Consider the following 24,512-nt stretch of genomic DNA (forward strand, 5'->3'; position numbering starts at 1 on the left):
GGCTACTTCTCCTGCTGCTTGAGTTCCGGACGGCCGGGCTGCTCGCCCCCGCGCTCCTTGATGTACGTCTCGGTCGGCACCATGACCTTGCGGCGGAACACGCACACCAGCGTGCCGTCCTGCTTGTAGCCCTTGGTCTCGACGTGGACGATCCCGCGGTCGCTCTTCGACTTCGAGGGCGTCTTGTCGAGGACCGTGGTCTCGCCGTAGATCGTGTCGCCGTGGAAGGTCGGCGCCACGTGCTTCAGCGACTCGACCTCCAGGTTGGCGATCGCCTTCCCGGAGACGTCCGGGACGGACATGCCGAGCAGCAGCGAGTAGATGTAGTTGCCCACGACGACGTTCCTGCCGAAGTCCGTCGTCCGCTCCGCATAGTTCGTGTCCATGTGGAGGGGGTGGTGGTTCATGGTCAGGAGACAGAAGAGGTGGTCGTCGTACTCCGTGACCGTTTTCCCGGGCCAGTGCTTGTAGACCGCGCCGACCTCGAACTCCTCGTACGTGCGTCCGAACTGCATGGTGCTCAGGCCTCCGGGGCTTCGAACTTGGACGTGCGCTGCATGCCGGCCGCCCGGCCCTTGCCCGAGATGACCAGGGCCATCTTGCGGCTGGCCTCGTCGATCATCTCGTCGCCGAGCATCGCGGAGCCCTTCTTGCCGCCCGCCTCGGACGTGTAGTACTCGTACGCGTCGAGGATGAGCTCGGCGTGGTCGAAGTCCTCCTGGGAGGGCGAGAAGATCTCGTTGGCCGCGGCGACCTGGTCCGGGTGCAGCACCCACTTGCCGTCGAAGCCCAGGGCGGCGGCGCGCCGGGCGACCTCGCGGTAGCCCTCCTGGTTGCGGATCTGGAGGTAGGGGCCGTCGATCGCCTGGAGGTCGTGCGTACGGGCGGCCATCAGGATGCGCATCAGGATGTAGTGGTACGCGTCCGCCGGGTAGCCCGGCGGCTGCTCGCCCACGACCAGCGACTTCATGTTGATGGAGGCCATGAAGTCGGCCGGGCCGAAGATGATGGTCTCTACACGCGGTGAGGCCGCGGCGATCTCGTCGACGTTGACGAGCCCCTTGGCGTTCTCGATCTGCGCCTCGATGCCGATCTTGCCGACCTCGAAGCCCATCGTCTTCTCGATCTGCGTCAGCAGCAGGTCGAGCGCGACGACCTGCTGGGCGTCCTGGACCTTCGGCAGCATGATGCAGTCGAGGTTCTGGCCCGCGCCCTCGACGACCGTGACGACATCGCGGTACGTCCAGTGCGTCGTCCAGTCGTTCACCCGTACGACCCGCGTCTTGCCGGTCCAGTCGCCCTCGTTCAGGAACTTCACGATGGTGTGCCGCGCCTCGGGCTTGGCGAGCGGGGCGCAGGCGTCCTCCAGGTCCAGGAAGACCTGGTCCGCGGGGAGGCCCTGGGCCTTCTCCAGGAAGCGGGGGTTCGAGCCGGGCACGGCCAGGCAGGAACGCCGCGGGCGAAGGCGGTTGACGGGCGTGGTCATGCGGGGACCTCCAGGGGGTCGAGCTTGTTCGCTTTCCGGATCTCGTCGACGATACGGCCGATGATTCCGGTGATGTCGAAGTCCTTCGGTGTGAATACCGCGGCGACTCCCGCGGCGCGCAGCAGTTCGGCGTCGGCGTTCGGGATGATCCCGCCGGCGATCACCGGGATGTCGGCCGCGCCGGCCTCGCGCAGCCGTTCCAGCACGTCCGGCACCAACTGGGCGTGCGAGCCGGACAGGATGGACAGGCCGACGCCGTGCACGTCCTCGGCGACGGCCGCGTCCACGATCTGCTCGGGCGTGAGCCGGATGCCCTGGTAGACCACCTCGAACCCGGCGTCGCGGGCCCGCACGGCTATCTGCTCGGCGCCGTTGGAGTGCCCGTCCAGGCCCGGTTTGCCCACCAGGAAGCGGAGCTTGCCGACGCCGAGTTCGCGGGCGGTCGCCTCGACCTTGCGGCGCACCAGCGCCAGCGCGGTGCCCTCCTCGGCGGTGACCGCGACGGGCGCGGACGAGACGCCGGTCGGGGCGCGGAACTCGCCGAACACCTCGCGCAGGGCCTCGGACCACTCGCCGGTCGTGACCCCGGCGCGGGCGCACTCCAGGGTGGCCTCCATGAGGTTTGCGGTGCCCTTGGCCGCCTCCTTCAGCCGCTCCAGCGCCTTGCAGGGGCGCGGGTGGTTGAACGGCGGCTGGTAGCGCGTGTCGCGCCAGTTCTGCAGCGCGGCGACCACGCGGGCCTCGACGGCCGGGTCGACGGTCTGGATCGCCGCGTCCAGGTCGGCGGTGAGCGGGTTCGGCTCGGTCGACTCGTAGATGTTGACGCCGACGATCTTCTCGGTGCCGCCCTCGATCCGGGCCCGGCGCTCGGCGTGCGAGGAGACGAGCTGCGACTTCAGGTAGCCCGACTCGACGGCGGCCATCGCCCCGCCCATCTCGTCGATCCGGTCCATCTCGGCGAGCGACTCCTCGACGAGGGCCGCGACCTTCGCCTCGATGACGTGCGAGCCCTCGAAGATGTCCTCGTACTCCAGCAGGTCGCTCTCGTGCGCCAGCACCTGCTGGATGCGCAGCGACCATTGCTGGTCCCAGGGCCGGGGCAGCCCCAGCGCCTCGTTCCAGGCGGGCAGCTGCACGGCACGCGCGCGTGCGTCCTTCGACAGCGTCACGGCCAGCATCTCGAGGACGATCCGCTGGACGTTGTTCTCCGGCTGCGCCTCGGTCAGACCGAGCGAGTTGACCTGGACGCCGTAGCGGAAACGCCGCTGCTTGGCGTCCTGGATGCCGTAGCGCTCGCGCGTGACCTGGTCCCAGATCCGCCCGAACGCCCGCATCTTGCACATCTCCTCGATGAACCGGACACCCGCGTTCACGAAGAAGGAGATACGGGCGACGACGTCACCGAACTTCTCGGCGGGCACCTGCCCCGAGTCGCGGACGGCGTCCAGCACGGCGATGGCCGTCGACATCGCGTACGCGATCTCCTGGACGGGGGTCGCGCCCGCCTCCTGGAGGTGGTACGAGCAGATGTTGATCGGGTTCCACTTGGGGATGTGGGAGACCGTGTACGCGATCATGTCCGTCGTCAGACGGAGTGAGGGCACCGGCGGAAAGACATGCGTACCCCGCGACAGGTACTCCTTGACGATGTCGTTCTGCGTCGTCCCCTGGAGCTTGGTGATGTCGGCGCCCTGCTCCTCGGCGACGACCTGGTAGAGCGCCAGCATCCACATGGCGGTGGCGTTGATGGTCATCGAGGTGTTCATCTGCTCCAGGGGGATGTCCTGGAACAGCCGGCGCATGTCACCGAGGTGCGAGACCGGCACGCCGACCCGGCCGACCTCGCCGCGGGCGAGGATGTGGTCGGGGTCGTACCCGGTCTGCGTGGGCAGATCGAAGGCCACGGAGAGGCCCGTCTGCCCCTTGGCGAGGTTGCGCCGGTACAACTCGTTGGACGCCTCGGCGGTGGAGTGACCGGCGTAGGTCCGCATGAGCCACGGCCGGTCCTTCTCCCGCCGTCCAGCGGCGTTCTGACGCTCAGTCATCTCGGGACCTCAGACGTTCCGGAAGCGGTTGATGGCGTCGATGTGCTGGGCGCGCTTCTCCTCGTCGCGCACGCCCAGGCCCTCGCGGGGCGCGAGCGCGAGCACGCCGACCTTGCCCTGGTGGAGGTTGCGGTGGACGTCGTACGCGGCCTGCCCGGTCTCCTCCAGGGAGTACACCTTGGAGAGCGTCGGGTGGATCTTGCCCTTGGCGACCAGCCGGTTGGCCTCCCAGGCCTCGCGGTAGTTGGCGAAGTGCGAGCCGATGATGCGCTTCAGCGACATCCACAGGTAGCGGTTGTCGTACTCGTGGTTGTAGCCCGAGGTCGAGGCGCAGGTGACGATGGTGCCGCCCTTGCGGGTGACGTAGACGGAGGCGCCGAAGGTCTCGCGGCCCGGGTGCTCGAAGACGATGTCGACGTCCTCGCCGCCCGTCAGCTCACGGATGCGCTTCCCGAACCGCTTCCACTCCTTGGGGTCCTGGTTGTGCTCGTCCTTCCAGAACTTGTAGCCCTCGGCGTTGCGGTCGATGATCGCCTCGGCGCCCATCGCCCGGCAGATGTCCGCCTTCTGGTCGCTGCTGACGACGCAGATGGGGTTGGCGCCACCGGCGAGCGCGAACTGCGTCGCGTACGAGCCGAGCCCGCCGCTCGCGCCCCAGATGAGGACGTTGTCGCCCTGCTTCATGCCGGCGCCGTTCCTCGACACGAGCTGCCGGTACGCGGTGGAGTTCACGAGCCCGGGGGCGGCGGCCTCCTCCCACGACAGGTGGTCGGGCTTGGGCATCAGCTGGTTGGACTTGACGAGGGCTATCTCGGCGAGGCCGCCGAAGTTGGTCTCGAAGCCCCAGATGCGCTGCTCGGGGTCGAGCATCGTGTCGTTGTGCCCGTCGCTGGACTCCAGCTCGACGGACAGACAGTGCGCGACGACCTCGTCACCGGGCTTCCAGGCGTTGACGCCGGGGCCGGTGCGCAGGACGACGCCCGCGAGGTCGGAACCGATGATGTGGTACGGCAGGTCGTGGCGCTTGGTGAGCTCGCTGAGCCTGCCGTAGCGCTCCAGGAAGCTGAAGGTCGACACCGGCTCGAAGATCGAGGTCCAGACCGAGTTGTAGTTGACGGAGGAGGCCATCACGGCCACCAGGGCCTCGCCCGGGCCGAGCTCCGGCAGTGGCACGTCGTCCAGGTGGATCGACTTGCGGGGGTCCTTGTCGCGGGTGGTGAGCCCCGCGAACATCTCCGTCTCGTCCTTGTGCACGGTGATCGCGCGGTACGACTCGGGGAGCGGAAGAGCGGCGAAGTCGGCGGACGTGGCCGTCTGCGACTGAATCGCGTCCAGGATTTCCTTCACGGTGTTGCCTCCGGCGATGAGCGTCTTGAGGGAAGACACTTGAGGGTTACGTCGGTGCTGCTGCTGGGAGTGAGGGGTGTGCCGTCGGTTCGGCGGAGGGGTGGTGCGGTGGCAGCGCCGGGTTGGCGCAAAGGGTTGCCTGTGACGCAGGCGTCCGGGCGCGCTCGCCTGGGGGTACCCCCGGGCGGAGCCTGGGGGAGGCTTGCGGGGACAGCCGGCGTACGAAAGGTCTCTGCACGCCGGCCGCCCGGACAACATCAACGTATGGCACGCCGTGTCACCCCGCAAGGCACGGAGTGCCATGAGTTTCGCTCAGGTGAAATCTTTACGTAACACGTGAGCGATGATCGATCAGATCGACCGATGATCGATCAAAACGCACTGGTCAGGGGCGGTCTGGAGGGGCCGCCGCACGGGCCGGAGGGGCGGGGTGGTGGGCCGCTTCGGGGAACACCTGATGTCGGTGGCGCGGCGTGAGGGTTCGGGTGTGGGGGCGCGTGCGGGGGTGGGGTCGGGGTGGGTCGACGTCGCAGAGGGTCGGCGAGACGTCCTGGGGAGCGCCGGGCGTCGGGAGCGCCGGGCGGTCGATGACGGGGGCGCTCGGCGGCGGAGCCGGGGGTGCGGGCGACGCGACCGGGGGCGTACCTGCCGGAGGACGGCACTTTTCGGCCCACGCCTCACGACGCCCGTCCGGCTGGGCGGGCCGGCCGGTCCTCGCGCTCGCGCAACCCGGACGGCAGCGGCTCCGCGTACCGGGCGTGTTCCTGGCGTACGGCCATGGCGACGAGTCGCGGCACCGCAACTCGTCGAGGGTGAAGACCCACCGGTCCAGACCGTGCCGCGACCCGAGAAGATCCGTCAACTCCGCACACCGTAGAAGGAGTTCGGCCGGATCCCGGGGTGGTCCTGGCGACCGGTCACAATATGCTCGGGCCGATGCCGGCCCCGGCGACGGGACGCCTGGTGACGGGACTGACGACGGGAGAGCCGGACGACTCCCTGCCCCCCGGATTCGCCCCCGGCCGAGCCATCAGGAGGGGACTCGGCCCGCCCTGCGGGCGCGCATGGGTCCGGGCGGTACCGCGCCCCCGGCGCCGGAAGGGCCCGGGGTTCCGCGCTCTACGACCGCTCCCGCAGCGCCTGCTCGATGGTCCGCATGACCTGGTCCAAGGGCGCGTCGACCCGGGCCACGGTCACCAGGACGTCGCCCTCGGTGAAGGCGGACGCCGGCGCCGTCCGGGGCGTGGTCTCCCGCCCGGCCCCGATCCCCGTCCCGAAGGTCTTGCGGACGATGGAGAAGGCGTGGTCCAGCTGCGCCTCGACGTCGCCTTGTCCCCCCGCCCGCAGCCAGCGCCGCAGGACATGGTTGTGGGCCGTGACCACGGCGGACGCGGCGACCTCCGCGAGCAGCGGATCGTCGTTGGCGTCGTCGTCGTGCGCGTGCTCGTCGAAGTGGCCCAGGAGATAGCGGGTGAAGAGCCGCTCGTAGCGGGCCACGGAGGCGATCTCGGCCTCCCGGAGCGTGGGTACCTCGCGGGTCAGCTTGTAGCGTGAGACGGAGATCTCGGGCTGGGCCGCGTACATCGTCATGACTTCCTTGATGCCGCGGCACACCGTGTCGAGCGGGTGCTCGTGCGCCGGAGCCGCGTTGAGGACCGCCTCCGCGCGGATCAGGGTGTCGTCGTGATCGGGGAAGATCGCCTCTTCCTTGGAGCGGAAGTGGCGGAAGAACGTGCGGCGGGCCACCCCGGCCCGGGCCGCGATCTCGTCGACGGTGGTCGCCTCGTACCCCTTGGTCGCGAACAGCTCCATGGCCGCGGCCGCCAGTTCTCGGCGCATCTTGAGCCGTTGGGCGGCGGCGCGACTGCCCGCGGCGCTCTCCGGAGCGTCGGGCGTGGCTGGTGTACGTGAGGACTTGGCGGGCTGGGACATGACCCGAACGTACTGCATGTGCGCAGGGGAACGCGCATGTCCGGGGAACCCCCCACCCTCGACGGGTGGGGGGTTCCCGGCCGGGCCGAGCAGTCCGCCCCAGTCGGCGGTGTCGGCCAGCCGGTCGCCGGGACGCTCAGCGGCGGGCATATTCGCGGAAGCCGCGGCCCGTCTTGCGGCCGAGGCAGCCCGCGGCCACCAGGTGCTCCAGGAGCGGCGCGGGGGCGAGACCCGGGTCGCGGAACTCGCGGTGCAGGACCTTCTCGATGGCGAGCGAGACGTCCAGACCGACGACGTCGAGGAGTTCGAACGGCCCCATCGGGTAGCCGCCGCCCAGCCTCATCGCGGCGTCGATGTCGTCGAGGGTGGCGTAGTGCTCCTGGACCATCTTGATCGCGTTGTTCAGGTACGGGAAGAGCAGCGCGTTCACGATGAAACCGGCCCGGTCCCCGCAGTCCACCGGGTGCTTGCGGATCTTCCCGCACAGCTCGCGGACCGTGGCGTGCACGTCGTCCGTGGTCAGGACGGTCCTGACCACCTCGACCAGCTTCATCGCCGGGGCCGGGTTGAAGAAGTGCATGCCGATCACGTCCTGGGGGCGTGAGGTGGCACGGGCGCAGGCGACCACGGGCAGCGAGGAGGTGGTCGTGGCGAGGATCGCGCCGGGCTTGCAGACCTTGTCGAACACCCCGAACAGCTGCTGCTTGACCTCCAGGTCCTCGGCCACCGCCTCCAGGGCGAGATCGACGTCGGCGAAGGCGTCGTACGAGCCCGCCGGGACGATCAGGTCCAGGGTGCTCGCGGCGGCCTCGGCGGTCATCCGGCCCTTGTCGACCGAGCGGGCCAGGGACTTGCCGATGCGGGCCTTCGCGGCCTGCGCCTTCTCCTCGGAGCGGGCGGCGAGGACGACCTCGTACCCGGCCTTCGCGAAGACCTCGGCGATGCCGGAGGCCATGGTCCCCGAGCCCGCGACACCGACGGAGCGGACCGTCCGGCCGGGGACCTCGGGGCCGCCGGAGAGGGGGGTCAGCGCGTCCCGCACGACCGTCGCGCTGCCGGGCGCCTCGTAGGAGTAGAAGCCCCGCCCCGACTTGCGGCCGGTCAGGCCCGCCTCGCTGAGCTGCTTGAGGATGGGCGCGGGGGCGTGCAGCCGGTCGCGGGACTCGGCGTACATGGCCTCCAGGACCGTCCGCGCGGTGTCGACGCCGATCAGGTCGAGCAGCGCGAGCGGGCCCATGGGCAGCCCGCAGCCGAGCTTCATCGCGGCGTCGATGTCCTCGCGGGAGGCGTACTTGGCCTCGTACATCGCGGCGGCCTGGTTGAGGTAGCCGAACAGCAGCCCGTCGGCGACGAAGCCGGGGCGGTCGCCGACCGCGACGGGCTCCTTGCCCAGGTCGAGCGCGAGGTTGGTGACCGCGCTCACGGCCGTGGGCGCGGTCAGCACCGACGACACGACCTCGACCAGCTTCATCGCCGGGGCCGGGTTGAAGAAGTGCAGGCCGAGGACGCGCTCGGGGCGGGCCGAGTCGGCGGCCAGGCGCGTCACCGAGAGCGCGTTGGTGCCGGTGGCCAGGATGGTGTCCGGACGCACGATGCCGTCCAGCGCGCGGAAGACCTGCTGCTTGATGTCGTACGACTCCGGGGTCACCTCGATGACCAGATCGGCGTCGGCGGCGGCCGCGAGGTCGGTGAAGGTGCGGAAGCGGGGCAGGGCGTCGGCGCGCTCCTGCTCACTGAGGCGCTCGCGTCGCACGGCGCGGGCGGTGGAGGCTTCGAGGGCGGAGACGGCCTGGGCGGCCGCGGCCTCGCTGATGTCGATGCCGATGACGTCGCGGCCGGCCCGGACGAGGACCTCGGCGATGCCGGTGCCCATCGTGCCGAGGCCGACGACGGCGACGGTCTTGATGGGGGACAGAGGGGTGTCGGACAGGGGAGTTGCCATCGCGGGACTCCAGGAAGAGGGTGACGACTGAGGAGCGCACGCAGGTACGCCGAGGAGGCGCACGGAGTGCGGAGAGTGCGGGTGTTGCCGGGCTGACGAGCGCACACGCCCGGTGCCGTCCAGAGGGGATGCCCGCGAGGGCACACCCGGGGAACGGTGAAGCCGACCGGCCCTGTCCCGGAGCCGTGTCGCACTGAGGTACCTGAGGTACCGAACCGACTGCTCTCACGGCGGCTGCGTCACCAGGCCACCGCAAGCAAAACGCGAGTGGGTAACTCGCTCGTCTGAGCTTAACCCGCCGGTAACGAGCGCGCCAGCCCCCGAGTTTGTGATGTAGGTCCCGGAGCGACGGGGGCCGCGCCTAGGCTCGGCTTCATGGACGAAGAGTTGCGATCACTCACGGAGCGTCTACGAAACGAGGCGGGGGCTTCGCCGGTGTACGAGCGACTCGTGGCGACCGAGGATCCGAAGGTGCTGGCCGACGCGCTGACCGCGCCCGGACAGCCCTTGTGGGCCCGGGAGTTGGTCGCCTTCCGGCTCGGACTCGCCGGGGACCGGCGGGCCTTCGAGGCTCTGGTCCTGCTGCTGAACCACCGCGACCCACAGCGCTGCGCGTCCGCGGCGCACGCGCTCGCCCGCCTCGGCGATCCGCGCACGGCCCGCGCGGCGGCCGCGCTCGCCACCAACGAACTGCGCGTCGCCTACGCGCTGCATCCCGTACGACTCCTGGTCGAGCTGCGCGCCCCCGAGGCCGTACCGGCGCTGATCACCACCTTGGAGCGCAGGCTGCGCCCCCACGACCCCTACCGCGCGGTCGCCCTGGCCTGTGTGGAGGGGCTCGGGGCGCTGGGGGACGTACGTGCGAGACCCGTCCTGAACGAGGCGCTCGCCCATCCGGCACTCGCCGAGGCGGCGGTGCACGCGCTGGCCCGACTGCCCGGGTGACACGGCGGGCGGCCGACGGGCCGCCTCCCGCGGCGCCTCGTCGACCGTGCTCACCGTGTCGTCGCGCTCCGGACCCGGCCCTTCGAGCGTAGTCCGTGACGTCCGCACGGGAACGGTCGGAACCGCAAAGATGTTCCCCCGCTACGGGCGCGCCCCGGTGTCGGCGCCGGGGCGCGTGAGGGTGCGGGCGTACCGGACCTCGGGCACCGCGACACCGTCCACATCGAAAGGCTCCTCGCCACCGTCGGGACCGAACCCGGCCTGTGCGTAGAACCGACGCGCCCTGGTGTTTCCCTCGAGCACCCACAGCAGCATGCGCTCGTGTCCCGCGGCGGTGCAGCGGGCGATAGATTCCGTGAGAAGCGCGCGGCCCACTCCGGCCCCTACCCTCTCGGGATCGACGTAGATCGCGTACAATTCGGCCGCCCCGACGCCGTCGCCGCGGGCCTCGTCGTCCCGGTACGGGCCGTGGCAGGCCCAGCCGACCACCTCGCCGTCCCGCTCGGCGACCAGGTTCACGATCGCGCCGCCGCCCCGCCCGAAACGCTTGCGCCGCCGGGCCGCGTCCTCGGCCACGCTGAGCGCGTCGAGGTACGACCGGGGCATCAGCCCCCGGTACGCGGTCCGCCAGCCGCCGATGCGTATCTCGGCCACCCGCTCGCAGTCCGAGAGGACCATCTCCCGGATCCGGACCGGGAGCGTGCTCACTCGCTCACCACCGCATACGCCTCGATCTCCATCAGGAACTCGGGTCGGACCAGCGCGGCGACCTGCACCGCCGACGCGGCCGGGAGGCGGTCCGCGGGTATGTGGCCGTCGCGGGCCGCGCGGACGGCCGGCATGTGGGCCATGTCCGTGACGAAGAAGGTGAGTTTGACGACGTCGTCGAAGGTCGCCCCGGCGGCGGCCAGACAGCGGCGCAGGTTCTCGAACACCTGGCGGGCCTGCGCGGCCGGGTCGCCCGCGCCGACGAGCTTGCCGTCCTCATCCAGGGCGAGCTGCCCCGAGACCGCGACGAAGCGGCCCGTACCGAGGACGACGTGCGAGTACGCGGCGGCGGGGGCGACCCCGTCGGGGGCGGGAATGCGGGTCAGCTCACTCATGCGTCCATGGTGGACCATGGGTCTGACAACGCCCCCGACGGGCCGTCAGGGCGTGCTCAGCCGCGGTGGCCGAGCAGCCCGTGCAGCGTCGCGCCTGCCGAGGACGCACCGCCCGAGGTGGTGGACAACGCAGCCTTCGTGCTCTTCGGCTCCGGGTCCGGCAGCTTCTTGCACACCGCGTCGGCCACGCCGCTGCCGTGCGGCACCTTGCCGTTGGTGAGGTACGCCGCCAGGTACTTGTCCAGGCAGGCGTTCCCGCTCAGCGTGATGCCGTGGTTCCCGCCGCCCTGCTCGACCACCAGGCTGGAGCCGCGCAGCGCGTGATGGACCGTCACGCCGCCCTGGTAGGGAGTGGCCGCGTCGTTCGTGGCCTGGAAGAGCAGCGTCGGCGGCAGCGCCTTGTTGGCGATGTTCACCGGCCGCAGCGTCTTCGTCGGCCAGAACGCGCACGGCGCGTTGTACCAGGCGTTGTTCCAGGTCATGAACGGTGCCTTGCCGTACACCGCCCAGTTGTCCTTGCGCCACTGGTTCCAGTCGCGCGGCCAGGACGCGTCACGGCACTGCACCGCGGTGTAGATGCTGTAACCGTTGTCGCCGGAGGCGTTGACGGCGCCGAGGTTCTCGTAGGCCGCGACGAGCGGGGCCGTCTTCTTGTCGTTCACGTAGGCCGCGAACGCGTCGGCGAGGGAGGGCCAGTAGCCGTTGTAGTAGCCGCCCGGAATGAAGGTGTCCTCCAGTTCGGAGGCGCCCACCTTCTTGCCCGCGGGGTTCTTGGCGAGCGCCCCCCGCATGGCGTACCACTTGGCCTCGACCTTGGCCGGGTCCGTGCCGAGCTTGTAGGTCGCGTCGTGCTTGGCGACCCAGGCCATGAACGCCTGGTGGCGGTCGTTGAAGGCGTAGTCCTGGCCGATGTTGTCCTCGTACCAGACACCGCTGGGGTCGACGATGGAGTCGAGCACCAGACGGCGTACACGCTGCGGGTAGAGCTTCGCGTACACGGCACCGAGGTAGGTGCCGTACGAGTAACCGAAGTAGTTGATCTTCTTGGCGCCGAGCGCGGCGCGGATCGAGTCCATGTCCCGGACCGCGCTCACCGTGTCGATGTACGGCAGCAGGTCGGCGTACTTCTTGCCGCACGCCTTGGCGAAGGCCTTGGCGCGGTCGAGGTTGGCCTTCTCGATCGCGGCCGTGCTGGGCACGGAGTTCGGGCGCACCGGGTTGAAGGACCCGGGCCTGCAGTCCAGGGCGGGCTTGCTGGCGCCGACACCGCGCGGGTCGAAGCCGATGACGTCGTACTGCGCCGCCACTGCCTTCGGCAGCGAGGAGGCGACGAATCCGGCCAGCGAGAGCCCGCTGCCGCCGGGACCGCCCGGGTTCACCAGCAGCGGCCCCTGGTACGTCTTCGCGGTGTGCGGCACGCGTGAGAGGGCGAGGGTGATCTGCCGGCCGTGGGGCTTGGAGTGGTCCAGCGGCACCTTCAGGGACGCGCATTGGAGCGTCGGATAGCTGCTGGTCCCGCACTTCTTCCAGGTGGGTTTCGCGGTGGTGAGGGTGGTGCGCGGTGCGGTCGCGGAACCGGCGCTCGCGTCGGCGGGGATCGACGTGATCATCCCGGCCAGCACGGCCGCCGCCCCGCACAGAGCAGCTGCGCGTTTCTTCACAGAGCCTCCCAAGGACGGAGGATTTTGAGCCGTGCACGCCACGGCCTTCGCCGCATCGTCCCGGAAAGCGGCCCCGGAAGAACTCGTTCTGGAAAGTCTTGACCCAATTGAGCCGTGTGATGCGCTCGGATGCCGTCAGGAACGGGCCGGACAACGGCCGTTCGCCGTGGTCAGAGCAGGGTGAGCTGGGTCGGCTCCGGCGTGGCGGGCGCCATGGGCTCGGCGGGCTCCGCGGGCGCGGCGATCCTGCGGGGCATCCCCGCGCGCGTGGGACCGATGCCGTATTCCTGGGCGAGCTCGTGGACCTGACGGGTGATCCGGCGCTGGTACCACTTCGGGGCGTAGGCGCCCTCCGCGTACAGCCGCTCGTAGCGCCGTACGAGATACGGGTGGTAGTGCTCCAGCCAGGCCATGAACCACTCGCGGGCGCCGGGCCGCAGATGCAGGACGAGCGGGGTCACCGAGGTGGCCCCGGAGGCCGCTATCGCCCGTACGGTGGCGCGTAGTTGGGCCGGGCTGTCACCCAGGAAGGGGATCACGGGGGCCATCAGGACCCCGCAGCCGATGCCGTGGTCCGTGAGGGTGCGCACGACGTCCAGACGGCGCTCCGGGGCCGGGGTGCCCGGCTCGACGGTGCGCCACAGCTGGGAGTCGGTGAAGCCCACGGAGACCGAGATCCCGACGTCGGTGACCTCGGAGGCCTGCTTCAGCAGGTCGAGGTCGCGCAGGATCAGCGTGCCCTTCGTCAGGATCGAGAAGGGGTTCGCGTGGTCGCGCAGGGCCGCGATGATGCCGGGCATCAGCCGGTAGCGGCCCTCGGCCCGCTGGTAGCAGTCGACGTTCGTACCCATCGCGATGTGCTCGCCCTGCCAGCGGCGTGAGCCGAGCTGGCGGCGCAGCAGTTCCGGCGCGTTGACCTTCACCACGATCTGGGAGTCGAAGTCGAGTCCCGTGTCGAGGTCCAGATAGCTGTGGGTCTTGCGCGCGAAGCAGTACACACACGCGTGTGTGCAGCCCCGATAGGGGTTGACCGTCCACTCGAAGGGCATGCGCGAGGCCCCCGGTACCCGGTTCACGATCGAGCGGGCCCGGATCTCGTGGAACGTGATGCCACGGAACTCCGGGGTGTCGAACGTACGGGTGGTCACCGCGTCCGCGCCGAACAGCGCGGCGTCCCGGGCGCGGTCCCCGGCGGGGTCCGCTGTGAGGTTGTCCCAGCGCATGACGCCTCCTCGATAGCACTGGCCACAGAATAGAACACATGTTCCCTTGATCGTGCGACCGCAATTTCGGGGCCCCGATTTGGGGGGTCGGGCCGCCGGGTGGTTGGCTTGCCGCACACCCCGAGTCACCAAGTGCTGGAGGAAGTGCAATGGCGCAGGTCGAGGCCACGACGGAGCGGGTCATCGCGGCGGACGCGGAGGCGGTGTTCGACGCCCTGGCCGACTACAGCGGCACGCGCGCGAAGCTGCTGCCCGAGCACTTCAGCGAGTACGAGGTGCGCGAGGGCGGCGACGGCGAGGGCACCCTCGTCCACTGGAAGCTCCAGGCCACCAGCAAGCGCGTGCGCGACTGCCTGCTCGAGGTCACCGAGCCCACCGACGGCGAGCTCGTCGAGAAGGACCGCAACTCCTCCATGGTCACCACCTGGCGGGTCACCCCGGCCGGCGAGGGCAAGTCCCGCGTCGTCGTCACCACCGTCTGGGACGGCGCGGGCGGCATCGGTGGCTTCTTCGAGAAGACCTTCGCGCCCAAGGGCCTCGGCAGGATCTACGACCTGGTGCTCGACAGGCTCGCCACCGAGACGCAGAAGTAGCCCGGACCTACGCCTCTTTGGCAGTCGCACGGCCCAAGAGGCAACTCTCCGGGGCGCGTTGTCACCCTCACCGGTTCGAGTGGATGTCCACGCGAAGCGATGGTTCGCCGTAACTCGTCGTGCTTGCTCACAGTTGTCGCGATAAGCGGGAATTGTGCGGTGGGCGCGACGAGGGGAGCGGTACGTGGGCGGGATCACTCTGGTGCAGGACGAACCGGCTGCCGCGCCTGCGCAGCACTCCCCTCCACCGGTGCCCGGGACCGCCCCCCTGAGCCCGCGCCAGGTACGGCTGGTCTTCTTCGGGCTCATGCTCGCGCTGCTGCTCGCCGCCCTCGATCAGATGATCGTGGCCACCGCGCTCCCGAAGATCGTCGGTGAGCTGCACGGCCTGGGCAGGATGTCCTGGGCGATCACCGCCTATCTGCTCACCTCCACCGTCGGACTCCCCGTCTACGGCAAGCTCGGCGACCTCTTCGGCCGCAAGGGCGTCTTCCAGTTCGCGATCGTCGTCTTCGTGGCCGGCTCGGCGTGCTCGGGACGCGCCCAGAGCATGGACCAGCTGATCGCCTTCCGCGCGATCCAGGGCGTCGGCGCGGGCGGCCTCATGATCGGCGTGCAGGCGATCATCGCGGACATCGTGCCGCCTCGCGAGCGCGGCCGCTTCATGGGCCTGATCGGCGCCGCCTTCGGCCTCGCCTCGGTCGCCGGGCCCCTCCTGGGCGGCTACTTCACCGACCACCTCTCCTGGCGCTGGTGCTTCTACATCAACGTGCCCTTCGGCCTGCTCACCCTGGCCGTCGTCACCGTCGTACTGAAGCTGCCCAGGCCCCCCGCGCGCGGACGCGTCGACGTACTCGGTGTGCTGCTGCTGGCCGCCGCGTCGACCTGCCTGGTCCTGCTGACGAGCTGGGGCGGCACCGAGTACGCCTGGGGTTCACGGGTCATCACGGGGCTCGGTGCGGGCGCGCTCCTCGCGACCGTCCTCTTCTTCGTCGCCGAGCGCTTCGCCAGGGAACCCCTCATCCCGCCGAGGCTGTTCAAGGACGGCGTCTTCAACATCACCGCCCTGGTGGGGCTCGTCATCGGCGTCGCCCTCTTCGGAGCGGCCAGCTATCTGCCGACCTTCCTGCAGATGGTCGACGGGGCCAGCGCCACCGAGTCCGGACTCCTGATGCTCCCCATGATGGGCGGCATCGTCGGCGCCTCCATCGTCTGCGGACAGCTCATCAGCCGCACCGGCCGCTACAAGATCTATCCGATCCTCGGCAGCGCCCTGTCGGCCCTCGGCATGTGGCTCCTGTCCCGCCTCGAAGTCGACACGCCCCGACTGCACTACAGCATCTGGATGGCCGTCCTCGGCACGGGCATCGGCATGGTGATGCCGGTCCTGGTCCTCGCCGTGCAGAACTCCGTGCGCCCCGCCGACCTCGGCACCGCGACCAGCGCCAACAACTACTTCCGGCAGATCGGCGGCAGCGTCGGCGCCGCCATCTTCGGCACGCTGTTCGCCCACCGGCTGTCGGACGCGCTCGCTGACCGCCTGCCCCCGCGCACCGGCCTGCCCGACCCCGAGTCCATCACCCCGCAGCTCGTCCACTCCCTGCCCGGGGCCCTGCGCGACGCCTACGTCCGCGCCTACGCGGACGCCATGCCGCGGATCTTCCTCTATCTCGTCCCGGTGCTCGTCCTGGGCCTGCTCATCGCCTGCTTCCTCAAGGAGAAACCGCTGGTGTCCCACAACGCCCCCATCGCCGACCCGGAAGCCGCACGCGTGAACGCCCCTATCCCGCAGGCCCGTTCGTCCTACGCCGCCGGGATCCCCGTCTGCGGCACCGTGCAGCACCCCGACGGGACCGTCGTGCCGCGCGCCGCGCTCACCCTCATCGACATCGCCGGACAGCAGATCGGGCGGGGCGCCAGCGGCGAGGACGGCCGGTACGCGCTGTCCACGCCCGGATCGGGGTCGTACGTCCTGATCGCCGCGGCCGGCGGTCACCAGCCGCAGGCCGTCTCGGTGACCATCGGCGAGCGCCCCGTGGAACTGGACGTCGTCCTCGGTGGTGCCGGACGCCTCGCCGGGAGCGTACTGACCGCGGACGGCAGCCCCGTGCGCGACGCCACCGTCACGCTCACCAACGTCCACGGGGAAGTCGTGGCCGCCACCCGCAGCGGGCGCGAGGGCGGCTATGTCATCACGGAGCTGGTGGCGGGCGAGTACACCCTCGCCGCCAGCGCGCCCGCGTTTCGCCCGGCCGCCCTGCCCGTCAGCGTGCAGGCCTCGCGCGAGACCCGCCAGGACGTCGAACTCGCGGGCGGCGCCGTGCTGCGCGGTACCGTGCGGGCGGGCGGCGGCCGGCCCGTCGAGGACGCGCGGGTGACGCTCCTGGACGCCGCGGGGAACGTGGTGGACACCCTCACCACCGGTGCGGACGGGGCGTTCCGGTTCGTCGACCTGTCCTCCGGCGAGTACACCGTCATCGCGGCCGGGTACCCGCCGGTGGCTACGGTGCTCCAAGTGGCCGGGGGCGGTAGGACCGAGCGGGATCTGCAGTTGGGGCACGAGGACTAGGAGGGCGAGGGCCGGTCGAGTCCGTCGGCCGCGGGTCGTCCGTGGCTGGTCGCGCCGTTCCCCGCGCCCCTCATGGGTGCCCAAGGCGCCCCCGGGCGCAATTCGCGCAATGCCACACATCGCAACCGGCCGTGGTCGTACCGTGGGTCGTGGCGGCACAGATCTTGCGAACTCGGGAAAAGAGGGCCTGAGCCATGGACCATGGCATCGAGGCGGGTTCGCTTCCTGGCCCCTCGGCCGGGAACGGCGCGGTGGAGCACACCGGGGCCGGGCGCATCCCGCTGGCCGTGGTGGTCGTCGACCGCGACGGACTGGTGTCGCACTGGAGCACCGGCGCCCGGCGCCAGTTCGGCGTGCCCAAGGAGGACGCGGTGGGACGCCCCGCCGTCGACCTGCTCCCCGTCTCCGGCGCGCTCCCCGAAGAGGACGAGATCGCGCCCTACGGGGCGTACGCGGCGTACGACGGACTCGGCCCCGGCCTGGAGTCCTCCCTCGGCGGACGGTTCTCCTACCCGGCCGCCGGACGCGCCCGGCTCACCGTGCCCGAGCGGGACCGCGTGGACGTCCTGTGGTGGGCGTACCCGCTGGTCGGCCCCGGACCGGAGCGGCTGCTCGTGCTCGCCGCCGACGCGGACGCGCTGCGCCACGAGGACGAGGTGGCCATCGAGCGCATCGCGCCCGGCTTCGCGCTGCACACCGACTTCCCCGGCGCCGAGGAACTGGCCCGCGGACTGCCCGAGATCCTGCCCAGCATGAGCGTGGGTGACGGCGCCCGCATCGTCGCCCAGGTCCTCGAACTGGGCTACCCCGTCCTGGAGTTCAGTCAGAACGACCGGGTGCCGGTGACTCCCGACTGGGGCGTGCCCCGGCGCGCCGAACGCAAGGCGCGCCGTGAGCGGGCGGCGCGCGCGGCGGCCACCGGCGAGCTCCTGCCGCAGGAGCTCCAGGACGAGGACGGCGAGGACGGCGAGGACCTCGAGTACGTCGCCGTCCGCGAGCGCCTGGAGTTCCTCAACGAGGTCAGCGGGCGCATAGGTACCTCGCTCGACCTCGCGCAGACGATCCTCGAGGTCAGCCGGGCCGTGGTGCCGCGCTTCACGGACGTGGCGGGCACCTATCTGCGCGAACAGGTCGTCGCCGGTGAGGGCTTCCCCGACGGTGTGCCCGACACGACCACCATGTGGCACCGCGTCGCCCTCGAACACACCGACGAGCCGGGCCGCTGGGACGACGTCGTGCCGGTCGGCGAGGCCATGCCGTTCCCCGCGCACACCCCCTTCTTCCAGTGCATGACCACCGGTGAACCCGTCCTCGTGCCGCGCATCAGCGAGCAGATGGGGCACATGATCGCCGCGCAGTTCGAGAAGCGCGACATCAGGCCGCTGATCACCCACCGCTCCATGCTGGTCGTGCCCCTGAAGGCCCGCAACGTGGTCCTCGGGTTCATGATCCTGCTGCGCCACCCGGAGCGCGTCGAGTTCAACGACATGGACCGGGTCACCGGCGCCGAACTCGCGGCCCGCGCGGGCCTCGTCCTCGACAACGCGCGCATGTACACCTACCAGGAGAGCGTCGCCGAGACCCTCCAGGACAGCATGCTGCCGCATATCGCGCCCCGCATGGCCGGCTGCGACATCGCCACCCGCTATCTGCCCGGCACCCTGCTGGGACGCGTCGGCGGCGACTGGTTCGACTCGGTGAAACTGCCCGGCTCCCGCACCGCCCTCGTCGTCGGCGACGTGATGGGCCATGGCCTCAACTCGGCGGCGATGATGGGCCAGTTGCGTACGGCGGTGCAGACCATGGCGGCGCTCGACCTGCCGCCCGCCCAACTCCTGCGCAACCTCGACGATCTGGCCCAGCGGCTCGGCGAGCACTACCTCGCGACTTGTCTGTACGCGGTCTACGACCCCATCGCCGGCGAGCTGCAGATCGCCAACGCGGGCCACATCCCGCCCGTCCTGGTCCGTGCCGAGGACGGGCACAGCGAGCTGCTCGACCTGCCGACCGGCGCGCCCATCGGGGTCGGCGGCGTGCCCTTCGAGGCGGTACGCGTGCCGGTGGCGCCCGGCGACCGGCTCGTGATGTGCACCGACGGCCTGGTCGAGGTGCGCGGCGAGGACATCGGTGTCGGCCTCGCCACGCTCTGCGAGTCCGCCGCCCACCCGGCCGCGTCCATGGACGACGCCTGCGACACGATCATCCGCGCCCTCAACACCCGTGGCGGCCGCAAGGACGACGTGGCGCTGCTGCTGGCCCGGCTGGGCGGCATCGAACCCGAGGACGTCGCCGAGTGGCGGCTCTCGCTCGACCCGGTCGAGGCCCGCCGGGCCCGCACCGTGGTCCGCGAACAGCTCCACGACTGGGGCCTGGCCCGGCTGGCCGACCCGGCCGAGTCGATGGTCAGCGAGCTGGTCACCAACGCCGTACGGCACGCGCACAGTCGCCGTATCGAACTGCGGCTCGTACGCGGCGACACCCTGCTGTGCGAGGTGGCCGACGACGACCACACCCTGCCGACGCTGCTCAGCGCGAGCCCCGGCGACGAGTTCGGCCGCGGTCTGCGTATCGTCAGCACGCTGGCCCGCGAGTGGGGCACGAGCCGCACCGGCGACGGCAAGACCGTGTGGTTCGAACTGACCTTGCCGAGGCGCTGACCCGAGGCGCTGACCCGAGGCGCTGACCCGAGGCGCTGACCCGAGGCGCTGACCCGGGGGCGCGTACCGGCGTACACGGATCGAAATGAACCGTGCAGTTATGCGCCGCACGCTTGTCGACGCACGCCCGGCGCGATAGACCGATCCCGCCCGCCATCCTCGGCGGGCCGCGGTGGCGACCTGGGGAGCGGGCATGAGCGTGACACATCGGTACAGGGAAGCCTGGGAGGGCTTCTGGCGCGAGGCCCCCGACGAGCAGGGAGCCGTCTTCTGGGACGCGGACCCCGCACTGACCGCGGGCGTCCACCTCGCCCTCTTCGAGCCGTACCTGTCGGCTCACGATCTGCCGGTCGTGGACCTGGGCTGCGGCAACGGCACCCAGACCCGCTTCCTGGCCGATCGCTTCCGGCATGTGGTCGGCGCCGACCTCTCGGCCGCCGCTCTCGAGCACGCCCGCCTCGCCGATCCGGCGGGCCAGGCGACGTACCGGCTGTTCGACGCGGCCGAGAAGGCCGAGGCACAGGCCCTGCACGCGGAGCTGGGCGACGCCAACGTCTATATGCGGGGCGTGCTCCACCAGTGCGAGCCGGACGACCGTCAGCCGCTGGTGGACGCCCTCGCCACCCTGGTGGGGGAGCGCGGCCGGGCCTTTCTCGTCGAACTCTCCGAAGCCGCCCGGCCGGTCCTGATGGGCCTGGCCCGGAGCTCCGAGGGACCGCCGCCCAAGCTGGCCCCCATCTTCCGGCACGGCATCGCGCCCGGCGAGGTGTCCGACGACGCGGTCCCCGACTACCTTCGCGCGGCGGGCCTCACCGTCCTCGCGAGCGGTGAACTCCCTCTCGTGACCACCGAGTTCACACCCGAGGGCGCGCGGATCGAGCTGCCGTCGAAGTGGCTGGTGGCAGGACGCACGGCCGACTGAGCCGCACGCACGGGTACGGCGTCACCTGCCGGTCGGTGACGCCGTACCCCTTCATGGTGGCCGTTGGGTCAGTGGCCGGGCCAGCCGTCCAGGTGACGGTGGACCGCGACGGCGGGCGCGTCCGGGGCCTTCGGTGCGCCTGCCACCGCGTCGTGCAGGACGTCGGTGACCTCCGCGGCCAGCGAGTCGGCCTGCGTCTTGAGGTCGGTCGCCGGGATCTTTGACCGGGTCAGGTCGTCCAGCCTGCGGTGGATGTCGGCGAGCTTGCGCTGCGCGGTGGCGTCCAGGGTGAACGGGCGGGCGGTGGACACCACGAACTGGTAGGCGCCGGCGAGGGTTTGGCAGCCGTCGCAGTGCTCGTTGGTCGCGTCGCTGAGGTTCACCGCGTTCAGGTGGGTGTTCTGGCCCGCCAGCGTGACGATCTGGAAGGACAGTGCGACCGACCGGCAGTGCGCGTCGACCGAGCAGCCGACGGAGACCGCGCCTGCCTGGTTGCGTACACCGACCGCCTTCGCTGTGCCGAGCTGCCGCACGGTGAAGGAGTCCTTGACCTGGGTCGGATGTGCCCGGTCGGCGTGACTGAAGGTGTGGTCCTCCGCGACGGCGTGGCGGGCGACCGAGCCCGCCGCGGCGGTGGCGGCCTGGGCCGGGACCGCCGCGGCGATACCGGCCGCGCCGGCCGCGAACAGGCCTATGCGCATGGCTCGTTGGGAGAGGATCCGGCCGGCTGGGCGTGGCTTGCGGTGCGTGTTGGGATGGGTACTCACATGGGTCTCCTGCGGTCGTGGTTCGGCGGGACGACGGCCACCGGGCTGGTGATCGCCGAGGGCGGTCACGGGGTGGCCGGGCTCGGTGCGCCGGTCGCGCTGACGGATTCGGTCGGCGTCGGCGGATCCGTCGAGGGCGCCGGTGCGGACGACGAGACGGACGGCGACGGGCCGGGCGGCTCGGACGGACCCGCGGGCGGACCGGCCGAGACGGAACCCGTCGTGCCCGGACCGCCGGCCGGTGTGGTCGGCTTCGTGGACGGGGAGGCGCCGGGTGACGTGGAGGCGGAGGCGTCCGCGCTGGGCGAGGCGGACGCGCTCGGCGCGGTGGCGGCCGTGGAGCCGGAGGACGCGGCGCCGGACGGCAGGGCCGCCGAGGTGTCGGACGGTGACGTGTGCGGCCGGGGCGCGGTCGCGGGCCGGGCGGGCGGCTCGGCCGTGGACACGCCGGGCTGGAGGATCGGCGCGATCGGCGGACGCTTCGGCAGCGGCTCGGGTGTCACACCGGACACCCACGCGTAGCTCAGCGAGCCGAGGCCCAGCAGTGCCAGCGCGCACAGCGCCACCCGCAGCCGGGGCTTGTCCGCCGTCGACCGCTTCGCGGCGCGGAACACCCGGCCGCCCACCTTGAGCGACAGATAGACCACGCCGGCCATCGGGCACAGCAGCATGAAGCAGCCGATCACGCCCATCAGGGCCGCGGCGATCTGACCGCCCGCGAAGGCGTCCCCGGTTCCCACTACCTGGTCGGTGAGCGAGCGGACCATCGTCGCGACGATCCGCGGCAGGTTCCACAGCGCGTACCCGAGCTCGCCGATCAGCAGCGGCACCATGGTGAGGACCCAGGTGGTGATGATGGTCCGGGACGACTTCTTGAGCCCGACGACCTCGGCGCGCGCCGCCTTGCCGCGCCGACCCGGCACCGTGCTGAGCAGGATCGGTTTGATCTTGCCGTAGAGGTCCGGGACGCCGGCGAGGTCGCCCAGGATGTAGTAGCCGTCCAGCCGGACGGCCGGCATCAGCTGCTCCAGGATCTCGAAGTGCCCGAGATAGACCGCGGCCAGGAAGAACTGCTGCCCGGTGGCGAAGTACGCGCCCGCCATCCCGAGCATGAAGACGACGTTGAAGTACACCCCGCCCAGGTCGGTACGGAGCCGTCCGGCCCGGCCGATCCGGTAGATGTCCGTCACGTCGGTGTACATGGACGGCCAGATGAGGAAGAGCCCGCAGCCGATGCAGCCCGGCCGTGCGCCCCCGTATCTGCACGCCGAGGCGTGGCCGAACTCGTGGAAGACCAGCGAGGCCACGGTGAGCGCGAACACGACGAGCATCAGGACCGGCTGGTCGAGGACCTGGAGCACGGGTTCCACCGCGCCGAAGAAGCCGAACAGCCAGACGTCCATGGCCACGGCCGCCGAGAGCATCAGCACGACCACCGTGGGGCGGTGCAGCCAGGCCAGCGAGCGGGCGATCCGGCCCGACCTGCGCTCGTTGAAGATGATCCGGTGCCCCTTGAGGGCGAGGAGCAGGTCGGAGCGTGGCGCCGAGACCTCGTCCTCCTCCTTGCCCTCGGGCACGGTGACGCCGAGCGGGTCGAGTTTCTCCTCGACCAGGAAACGCACGTTGTCGGCGCTCAGCTCGCGGCCGTAGCGGGCGCTGACCCGGTGCGAGATGGTCTCGATGTCGTTCACACCGTCGATCGCGGAGGCGACCAGGTACAGCAGCCGTGACAGCTGCACGACCTGGCCGTCCCCGCGGCGCGCGATGTACTTCGGCTCGGTGAAGCCCGAACCCTGGTACTCCCCGTGCAGTTTGAGCCCGGAGCTCAGCCGAGGCACCGGCAGCGCCTCGACGCCGACGCCGACAACCGGCAGGCTTCCCGTGGCGAACTGCTCGTAGGTGACCGGGATTCCCCCCGGCCCCGGCACCGGCGACCCGGTGTCGTACAGCAACGTGGGCCCGTCCCCCAGTGCCGTCATTTCTGGTCCTTCCCCCCCAAGGGCGGACCGCGCCCGCCCCCGGGCGCGGTCCGCCGAACTGCCGTTGTGCGCGGCGGGTGTTACTGCGTGACGTTGATCGCCTGGTTGGCGCTGGACTCCGCCACCGACCAGCTGGAGTGGTCGTTCAGGGCGGCCGACTCGTTGTGGGCGCTGATGTTGGCGACGTGCTTGGTCACGTTGGTGGTGCGGCCGAAGCTGAACTTCAGGCGGCCCAGGGCCTCGCGGCCGGGGAGGAGCTCGGCGGACTCGGACTGCAGCTCGTTCATGTCCATGCTCATGGGATGTCCTTTCGGGACGTGGTTCGTTGATGCGGGTGTGGTGATGGCACAGGGGCGGATGCGGGCGAGCACCCGGTGACGTGGAGGCGGGCGAGCCTCCGGTGCCGATTACTGGTGGACGTTGATGGCCTGCGAGGCGCCCGACGACGCGTCCGACCAGCTGGAGTGGTCGTTCAGGGCGGCCGACTGGTTGGAGGCGTCGATGTTCGCGACGTGCTTGGTCACGTTGACGGTCTTGCCGAAGCTGAACTTCAGCCGACCGAGGGCCTCGCGACCCGGCAGCAGCTCGGCGGTCTCGGTGTCGAGTTCACGGTTGTCCATCATGATCAATTCCCCCTCAGGGATGGGCATTTCCGATCGGACGGAGGCTGGTTCCCCCCAAACTCTGTCCAATCTGGTCGGACGTGCTGTCCAACGAGATTGGACAGTAGTAGCCCCGGAGCTCGCCGCGCAAGCGGTTCGGGGAAAGACTTCTGGGGCCGGAGCGAAGCCCCCCGTAGAATCGATCCCGCTTGGAAGAGTTCCGCCCGGCGGCGAGCAGGAAGTGACCATCGGTGGCCAACGCACTGCAGCAGATCATCAGAGATCGCCTCGACCGCGAAGGCTGGTCCTACGGCGAGGTGGCACGTCGGGGCGGCATTCCGCGCTCCACCGTCCACCACTTGGCCACGGCCGAGCGGGTGGTGCGCATGCCCCAGCCCAGCACGCTCGAAGGGCTGTCCAAGGGGCTTGGACTGTCGTTGGACACCGTGCGGCGGGCCGCCGCGGAGGCGTGCGGCATTCATGTCTACGCGGCCGACGCCCCGACCGCCGAGGGCGCGCCCGGCGCGCCGGCCGACCCCGAGGTCGACCTGCTCATCGCCAGCGTCCAGCAACTCTCGGCCGACGACCGCCGCCATGTCGCCGCCCTGGTCGAGTCCTTGCTGGGCCGCGACGCACGACGCGGCTAGGACGTGTTTGAGATGTTGATCAAGGTCGTGAAACGATCTTCAGATGTCTCGTGGCGATCTGACGGATGCACAGTGGGAGCGGCTGGAAGCGG

At 70.8% G+C, this 24,512-nt stretch carries 20 protein-coding genes; 6 read left to right on the forward strand and 14 right to left on the reverse strand.

Annotated features, from left to right (window positions below; all coding sequences use genetic code 11):
• Positions 1–2: 2 nt before the first annotated feature.
• The 6 genes from ACZ7M3_RS40110 to ACZ7M3_RS40135 form a co-directional block, all read right to left on the reverse strand.
• Positions 3–515, reverse strand: a complete 513-nt coding sequence (locus ACZ7M3_RS40110) for a MaoC family dehydratase (RefSeq protein ID WP_355309812.1) — start codon at positions 513–515, stop codon at positions 3–5.
• Positions 516–520: 5 nt separating this feature from the next.
• Positions 521–1,486: an HpcH/HpaI aldolase/citrate lyase family protein gene (locus ACZ7M3_RS40115; protein ID WP_075029694.1), complete on the reverse strand. Its 966-nt coding sequence runs from the start codon at positions 1,484–1,486 to the stop codon at positions 521–523.
• Entirely contained in the window at positions 1,483–3,531 is a 2,049-nt protein-coding gene (locus tag ACZ7M3_RS40120; RefSeq protein WP_472070251.1) for a protein meaA, read from the reverse strand. Before ACZ7M3_RS40120 ends, ACZ7M3_RS40115 begins: the two co-directional genes overlap by 4 nt.
• Before the next feature lie 9 nt (positions 3,532–3,540).
• Complete coding sequence (gene ccrA, locus ACZ7M3_RS40125) at positions 3,541–4,878, reverse strand: crotonyl-CoA carboxylase/reductase (protein ID WP_382123609.1); 1,338 nt, start codon at positions 4,876–4,878, stop codon at positions 3,541–3,543.
• 1,119 nt (positions 4,879–5,997) lie between these two features.
• The gene (locus ACZ7M3_RS40130) at positions 5,998–6,810 is read right to left on the reverse strand and encodes a TetR family transcriptional regulator (RefSeq protein WP_060901027.1); all 813 of its coding nucleotides are present in this window, start codon (positions 6,808–6,810) and stop codon (positions 5,998–6,000) included.
• A 136-nt stretch (positions 6,811–6,946) separates the two neighbouring features.
• Entirely contained in the window at positions 6,947–8,752 is a 1,806-nt protein-coding gene (locus ACZ7M3_RS40135; protein WP_472070253.1) for a 3-hydroxyacyl-CoA dehydrogenase family protein, read from the reverse strand.
• Positions 8,753–9,127: 375 nt separating this feature from the next.
• Between ACZ7M3_RS40135 and ACZ7M3_RS40140 the strand changes: the two genes are divergently transcribed.
• The gene (locus ACZ7M3_RS40140) at positions 9,128–9,697 is read left to right on the forward strand and encodes an adenylosuccinate lyase (RefSeq protein ID WP_355309815.1); all 570 of its coding nucleotides are present in this window, start codon (positions 9,128–9,130) and stop codon (positions 9,695–9,697) included.
• 141 nt (positions 9,698–9,838) lie between these two features.
• Here ACZ7M3_RS40140 and ACZ7M3_RS40145 read toward each other — a convergent pair whose 3' ends face one another.
• From ACZ7M3_RS40145 to ACZ7M3_RS40160, 4 genes are all read right to left on the reverse strand, one after another.
• Positions 9,839–10,375 carry a GNAT family N-acetyltransferase gene (locus tag ACZ7M3_RS40145; RefSeq protein ID WP_472070289.1) on the reverse strand — a complete coding sequence of 179 codons (537 nt, stop codon included), beginning with the start codon at positions 10,373–10,375 and terminating at the stop codon, positions 9,839–9,841.
• Between the two features lie 26 nt (positions 10,376–10,401).
• The gene (locus ACZ7M3_RS40150) at positions 10,402–10,800 is read right to left on the reverse strand and encodes a RidA family protein (protein ID WP_472070255.1); all 399 of its coding nucleotides are present in this window, start codon (positions 10,798–10,800) and stop codon (positions 10,402–10,404) included.
• Between the two features lie 56 nt (positions 10,801–10,856).
• On the reverse strand, positions 10,857–12,461 hold the full coding sequence (locus ACZ7M3_RS40155; RefSeq protein WP_351306905.1) for an alpha/beta hydrolase: 1,605 nt from the start codon (positions 12,459–12,461) through the stop codon (positions 10,857–10,859).
• 170 nt (positions 12,462–12,631) lie between these two features.
• Positions 12,632–13,684, reverse strand: a complete 1,053-nt coding sequence (locus ACZ7M3_RS40160) for an Rv2578c family radical SAM protein (RefSeq protein ID WP_095851687.1) — start codon at positions 13,682–13,684, stop codon at positions 12,632–12,634.
• Between the two features lie 149 nt (positions 13,685–13,833).
• Between ACZ7M3_RS40160 and ACZ7M3_RS40165 the strand changes: the two genes are divergently transcribed.
• From ACZ7M3_RS40165 to ACZ7M3_RS40180, 4 genes are all read left to right on the forward strand, one after another.
• Positions 13,834–14,277 (forward strand): SRPBCC family protein, encoded by a 444-nt coding sequence (locus ACZ7M3_RS40165; RefSeq protein ID WP_099944196.1) that lies wholly within the window; start codon positions 13,834–13,836, stop codon positions 14,275–14,277.
• A 184-nt stretch (positions 14,278–14,461) separates the two neighbouring features.
• A complete protein-coding gene (locus tag ACZ7M3_RS40170; RefSeq protein ID WP_472070257.1) occupies positions 14,462–16,846 on the forward strand; it encodes an MFS transporter in 2,385 nt (794 codons plus the stop codon).
• A gap of 194 nt (positions 16,847–17,040) precedes the next feature.
• The gene (locus tag ACZ7M3_RS40175; RefSeq protein ID WP_472070259.1) at positions 17,041–19,503 is read left to right on the forward strand and encodes an ATP-binding SpoIIE family protein phosphatase; all 2,463 of its coding nucleotides are present in this window, start codon (positions 17,041–17,043) and stop codon (positions 19,501–19,503) included.
• 193 nt (positions 19,504–19,696) lie between these two features.
• Positions 19,697–20,425, forward strand: a complete 729-nt coding sequence (locus ACZ7M3_RS40180) for a class I SAM-dependent methyltransferase (protein ID WP_472070261.1) — start codon at positions 19,697–19,699, stop codon at positions 20,423–20,425.
• Positions 20,426–20,493: 68 nt separating this feature from the next.
• On the opposite strand, the gene ACZ7M3_RS40185 is transcribed toward ACZ7M3_RS40180, so the two are convergent.
• From ACZ7M3_RS40185 to ACZ7M3_RS40200, 4 genes are all read right to left on the reverse strand, one after another.
• Entirely contained in the window at positions 20,494–21,192 is a 699-nt protein-coding gene (locus ACZ7M3_RS40185; RefSeq protein ID WP_257037152.1) for a hypothetical protein, read from the reverse strand.
• Positions 21,193–21,257: 65 nt separating this feature from the next.
• The gene (locus ACZ7M3_RS40190) at positions 21,258–23,171 is read right to left on the reverse strand and encodes a zinc metalloprotease (RefSeq protein WP_472070263.1); all 1,914 of its coding nucleotides are present in this window, start codon (positions 23,169–23,171) and stop codon (positions 21,258–21,260) included.
• 80 nt (positions 23,172–23,251) lie between these two features.
• Entirely contained in the window at positions 23,252–23,470 is a 219-nt protein-coding gene (locus tag ACZ7M3_RS40195; RefSeq protein ID WP_054230284.1) for a hypothetical protein, read from the reverse strand.
• Positions 23,471–23,578: 108 nt separating this feature from the next.
• Positions 23,579–23,797: a hypothetical protein gene (locus ACZ7M3_RS40200; protein ID WP_067362861.1), complete on the reverse strand. Its 219-nt coding sequence runs from the start codon at positions 23,795–23,797 to the stop codon at positions 23,579–23,581.
• A gap of 227 nt (positions 23,798–24,024) precedes the next feature.
• Between ACZ7M3_RS40200 and ACZ7M3_RS40205 the strand changes: the two genes are divergently transcribed.
• A complete protein-coding gene (locus tag ACZ7M3_RS40205) occupies positions 24,025–24,420 on the forward strand; it encodes a helix-turn-helix domain-containing protein (protein ID WP_355309823.1) in 396 nt (131 codons plus the stop codon).
• Positions 24,421–24,512 lie beyond the last annotated feature (92 nt).

This window comes from Streptomyces sp. NPDC111656 (assembly GCF_055656965.1).

What these genes read in the sequence shown, in the direction of transcription:
- ACZ7M3_RS40195 (WP_054230284.1), bottom strand. Translation starts at nt 23,470, where the DNA reads ATGAGCATGGACATGAACGAGCTGCAGTCCGAGTCCGCCGAGCTCCTC.
- ACZ7M3_RS40150 (WP_472070255.1), bottom strand. Translation starts at nt 10,800, where the DNA reads ATGAGTGAGCTGACCCGCATTCCCGCCCCCGACGGGGTCGCCCCCGCC.
- ACZ7M3_RS40140 (WP_355309815.1), top strand. Translation starts at nt 9,128, where the DNA reads ATGGACGAAGAGTTGCGATCACTCACGGAGCGTCTACGAAACGAGGCG.
- ACZ7M3_RS40115 (WP_075029694.1), bottom strand. Translation starts at nt 1,486, where the DNA reads ATGACCACGCCCGTCAACCGCCTTCGCCCGCGGCGTTCCTGCCTGGCC.
- ACZ7M3_RS40180 (WP_472070261.1), top strand. Translation starts at nt 19,697, where the DNA reads ATGAGCGTGACACATCGGTACAGGGAAGCCTGGGAGGGCTTCTGGCGC.
- ACZ7M3_RS40120 (WP_472070251.1), bottom strand. Translation starts at nt 3,531, where the DNA reads ATGACTGAGCGTCAGAACGCCGCTGGACGGCGGGAGAAGGACCGGCCG.
- ACZ7M3_RS40175 (WP_472070259.1), top strand. Translation starts at nt 17,041, where the DNA reads ATGGACCATGGCATCGAGGCGGGTTCGCTTCCTGGCCCCTCGGCCGGG.
- ACZ7M3_RS40145 (WP_472070289.1), bottom strand. Translation starts at nt 10,375, where the DNA reads ATGGTCCTCTCGGACTGCGAGCGGGTGGCCGAGATACGCATCGGCGGC.
- ACZ7M3_RS40165 (WP_099944196.1), top strand. Translation starts at nt 13,834, where the DNA reads ATGGCGCAGGTCGAGGCCACGACGGAGCGGGTCATCGCGGCGGACGCG.
- ACZ7M3_RS40130 (WP_060901027.1), bottom strand. Translation starts at nt 6,810, where the DNA reads ATGTCCCAGCCCGCCAAGTCCTCACGTACACCAGCCACGCCCGACGCT.
- ACZ7M3_RS40110 (WP_355309812.1), bottom strand. Translation starts at nt 515, where the DNA reads ATGCAGTTCGGACGCACGTACGAGGAGTTCGAGGTCGGCGCGGTCTAC.
- ACZ7M3_RS40160 (WP_095851687.1), bottom strand. Translation starts at nt 13,684, where the DNA reads ATGCGCTGGGACAACCTCACAGCGGACCCCGCCGGGGACCGCGCCCGG.
- ACZ7M3_RS40135 (WP_472070253.1), bottom strand. Translation starts at nt 8,752, where the DNA reads ATGGCAACTCCCCTGTCCGACACCCCTCTGTCCCCCATCAAGACCGTC.
- ACZ7M3_RS40190 (WP_472070263.1), bottom strand. Translation starts at nt 23,171, where the DNA reads ATGACGGCACTGGGGGACGGGCCCACGTTGCTGTACGACACCGGGTCG.